The sequence below is a fragment of the uncultured Tessaracoccus sp. genome (assembly GCF_947286155.1).
In the GTDB taxonomy this organism is placed as follows: Bacteria; Actinomycetota; Actinomycetes; order Propionibacteriales; family Propionibacteriaceae; genus Arachnia.
In genome coordinates this window covers 1-3773 of sequence record NZ_CAMYPD010000085.1, presented here as the reverse complement: position 1 = coordinate 3773, position 3773 = coordinate 1, and the positions used below count along the sequence as shown (strand labels likewise).

Annotated in this window: 5 protein-coding genes; 4 read left to right on the top strand and 1 reads right to left on the bottom strand. The window is 63.5% G+C overall.

The window, feature by feature from the left end; translation table 11 throughout:
- Positions 1–310 precede the first annotated feature (310 nt).
- Entirely contained in the window at positions 311–1291 is a 981-nt protein-coding gene (locus Q0X68_RS13000; protein WP_297752634.1) for an LLM class flavin-dependent oxidoreductase, read from the bottom strand.
- 52 nt (positions 1292–1343) lie between these two features.
- On the opposite strand from Q0X68_RS13000, the gene Q0X68_RS12995 reads away from it, so the two are divergent.
- From Q0X68_RS12995 to Q0X68_RS12980, 4 genes are all read left to right on the top strand, one after another.
- Positions 1344–2735, top strand: coding sequence for a replication-associated recombination protein A (locus Q0X68_RS12995; protein WP_297752631.1), 1392 nt, complete (start codon positions 1344–1346; stop codon positions 2733–2735).
- Positions 2722–3093 carry a DUF948 domain-containing protein gene (locus Q0X68_RS12990; RefSeq protein ID WP_297752628.1) on the top strand — a complete coding sequence of 124 codons (372 nt, stop codon included), beginning with the start codon at positions 2722–2724 and terminating at the stop codon, positions 3091–3093. The genes Q0X68_RS12995 and Q0X68_RS12990 overlap by 14 nt, the downstream gene beginning before the upstream one ends.
- Positions 3090–3317, top strand: a complete 228-nt coding sequence (locus Q0X68_RS12985) for a hypothetical protein (RefSeq protein ID WP_297752625.1) — start codon at positions 3090–3092, stop codon at positions 3315–3317. The genes Q0X68_RS12990 and Q0X68_RS12985 overlap by 4 nt, the downstream gene beginning before the upstream one ends.
- Positions 3318–3322: 5 nt before the next feature.
- On the top strand, positions 3323–3773 hold a 451-nt coding region (locus Q0X68_RS12980), incomplete at its 3' end, for an alanine--tRNA ligase-related protein (RefSeq protein WP_297752622.1).

Sequence of the window (3773 nt, the reverse complement as noted above, 5' to 3'; positions counted from 1 at the left end):
CAACCCTCAAACACGACCTCCAAACATGGCTTGACAAACCATAAGACCATCGCCCGCTTCGCGGGCTACTCAACCACCGGCGCAATGGTGGGCATCCGATGATTGAGCCGCTGCCGAAGGCAGCGTGTCGAAATCATGCGTCGTGAGCTTAGTTGGCAGATGTGCGCCCAAGGACGGACGGCAATCTGCCACCTAAGCGGGTGTGGTTTCGATACGCCCGCTTCGCGGGCTACTCAACCACCTGAGCACCGCGCGAGTTACTCAACCAACGGGAGGTGTCGGCGCGGGCTACTCAACCACCTGGCGTGTACTAGAGCACGGCGTCGGCGACCAGGCGCAGCGAGTTGAGACGCAGCTCCGGGTCGAAGGTGTAGGTCACGCCGATGATTTCGTCGGCGCCGGTGTCACGCTGAATGTCGTGCAGCCGGGCGGCCACTACGTCGGGAGTGCCGACGGCGCGCACCCTGAGTGCATGTTCCATCATCTGCACTTCCAGCGCGTTGCCCTCGGGCTCGTCAGTCGGTGGCTGCAGCGGGGTGCGCCCGCCGTGCCTGCGCAGGGCCGAGAACATGTTCTGCGTGGTCGTGAACTGCCGTTCGGCCTCGCCGGGCTGTTCGTGGGCGAGGACATTCACACCCACCTGCACGTACGGCTCGGCGATCTGTGCCGTCGGTGCATTCGGGTTGAAATTGTCCTTGTACAGCTGAATCGCGGCGTGCAGCATGTCTGGCGAGAAATGCGACGCGAACGAGTAGGGAAGCCCGAGCATGCCAGCCATCGTGGCGCCCGCGTCGGACGAACCGAGCACCCACATCGGCACGTTGGTTCCCTTCGCCACACCGACTTCGATACCGCCCACCGATCCCGCGCCGAACCACGTCTGCATCAGCTCGATGTTGCGCATAAACTCCTGCGGCTCCGCGCTTGAACGAGCGAGCGCACGGGCGGTGATCTGATCGGTGCCGGGAGCACGGCCGAGGCCCAAATCGATACGTCCCGGATACATCTGGTGCAGGGTGCCGAAATTCTCTGCCACGTTGAGCGGAGAGTGGTTGGGCAGCATGATGCCGCCAGAACCCACCCGGATGCGCCGTGTTCTCGACGCCGCCTGCCCGATGAGCAAGGCCGTCGCCGACGACGCCACCGCGGCGGTGTTGTGGTGTTCGGCGTACCACACGCGTTCGTATCCCAGCTCATCCGCGACCTCCGCTGCCTGCATCGCTGCCTCGATGGCATCCGCGACTGTTTGGCCCTGTGAGACGGAGACGAGATCCAAGATCGAGAGCTTCATGCATTCGATCCTATGAGCTCACCGAAATAAATGCGGCATAGACTGCGGTGTTGTGAGTTACGACCTCGATCTGTTTGGCGCGCCCGAATCCGATGCCCCCGTCGGATCGCTCGGCGACGCGCTCGAAGAAGGGGCGCCGCTCGCGGTTCGGATGCGTCCACGCAACCTCGACGAGATCGTCGGGCAGCAGCACCTCCTCACCCCAGGCTCACCGCTTCGGCGTCTCGTAGAAGGCCAGCCCATGAGCGTGTTTCTCTGGGGGCCGCCAGGGGTAGGAAAGACGACGCTGGCATCCATCGTCTCGAGAGAATCTGGCGCACGGTTCGTCGAAGTATCCGCCGTATCCGCCGGCGTGAAGGAAATCCGAGCTCAGCTCGACGCCGCCCGTCGGGCGCTGCACCAAGGCACATCGACGGTGCTGTTCATCGACGAAGTACACCGCTTCTCGAAAACCCAACAAGACGCCCTGCTCCCCGCCGTAGAAAATCGGCTCGTCACATTCATCGCGGCCACCACCGAGAACCCCTCCTTCTCCGTGATCTCGCCGCTGCTGTCGCGCTCGCTCCTACTGCGCCTCAAGCCCCTGGAAGACGCGGACATTGCCGCTCTCATTGATCGCGCAGTGCACGACGAGCGCGGACTTCACGACGCCGTCGAGCTGGCGGACGCCACCCGCGCCGAGCTGCTTCGCATGTCCGGGGGAGACGCGCGTCGGGCACTCACCTACCTGGAGGAGGCTGCCGCGTCGGCCACCGCGCTGGGAGAACGCGTCGTCACGCCGGAGATCCTCACCAACGCTGTTGACCGCGCAACCCTCCGCTACGACCGTGACGGCGACCAGCACTACGACGTGATCTCGGCCTTCATCAAATCCATTCGCGGCTCCGACGTCGACGCCGCCTTGCACTACCTCGCCCGCATGTTGGAGGCAGGGGAGGACCCTCGCTTCATCGCCAGGCGTCTGGTGATCTCCGCGTCCGAGGACGTGGGGCTCGCCGCTACGAACGTGTTGCCCACGTGTGTTGCCGCTGCGCAGGCCGTCCAACTCATCGGGATGCCAGAGGCTCGCATCACCTTGGCGCACGCGACGGTGGTGGCGGCCACCGCGCCGAAGTCCAACGCCGCCTACCTTGCGATCGGCAAGGCCCTCGCCGATGTGCAGGCCGGCAAGGGCAACTCCGTGCCCCTCCACCTTCGCGATGGGTCCGCTAAAGCCAGCAAGGAAGCCGGGTTCGGCCAGGGCTACCTGTACGCCCACGACTTCCCGCACCACATCGTCGGACAGCAGTATCTCCCCGATGATCTGGACGGCACGCGTTACTACGAACCCACCCTGAACGGAGCCGAGCAAGTGATTGCTGATCGCCTTCACTCGCTCCGCAGTGTGCTCTCAGATAGAGTTGCGCCGTCGAAACACGGAGGAGAAGACGATGAGCGTCGCTGAATTGGCAGCCATACTGGCCGCCGTCGCGCTGTGTGTCCTCGTCGCTCTCGCCGCACGCCCGCTGCTCAAGCTGAGTGCGGCCATTGATGACGTGACCGAATCAGTACGCAACGCGAGTGAATCGATGGTGCCCGCCATGGAACGCCTCGCAGATGCTGCTGCGAAGGCCGACGCGAACCTCGACAAGCTCTCGGATGTCACCGACGATGCGGGCCGCGTCGCATCCCACGCTGCTGAAGTCAGCGAGGACGCAGCACAGTTCTCGAATCTCGTCGGTGCGGTGTTCCAGAAGCCGCTCATCAAAACCGCATCGTTCACGTATGCCGCGCGCAAAGCGATTGGAGGCGGTCGCAAATGAGAAACACCTTCTGGTTCACCGTAGGCGCCGCCACGGCCAGCTACGTGATTTTTCGCGGCAAGAAACTCTACCGCGAGTACCTTCCCGAGTCGCTGCGCAGACAGATCGAAGCCAAGGGTGACGACGCCGCCATCGACCTAGGACGGTTCTCCGCCAACTTTGAGGCAGCACGCGCCGAGCGCGAGGCCGAAATCCGTCGCGAACTCAACATCCCGCAGGAATGAATCCAATGCAGACCCATGACATCCTCCAGCGCTTCATCCACCACTTCGAGGCCCACGAGCACGAGGTGGTGCCGAGCGCATCGCTGCTGTACAACGACCCGACCCTGCTGTTCGTGAACGCCGGCATGGTGCCGTTCAAGCCGTACTTCCTCGGCGACGAACCCGCGCCATATCGTCGTGCCGTCTCAGCGCAAAAGTGTGTGAGAACGCTCGACATCGAGGAGGTTGGCAAGACCACCCGCCACGGCACGTTCTTCCAAATGTTGGGCAACTTCTCGTTTGGCGACTACTTCAAAGAAGCCGCCATCTCGATGGCGTGGGAACTCGTCACGAAACCGGAAGCCGACGGGGGCTTGGGTTTCGACGGCGACAAGATCTGGGTGACCGCGCTCCACGGCGACGACGAAACTATCGGCATGTGGCGCGCCGTCGGGGTGCCGAGCGAGCACATTCAGC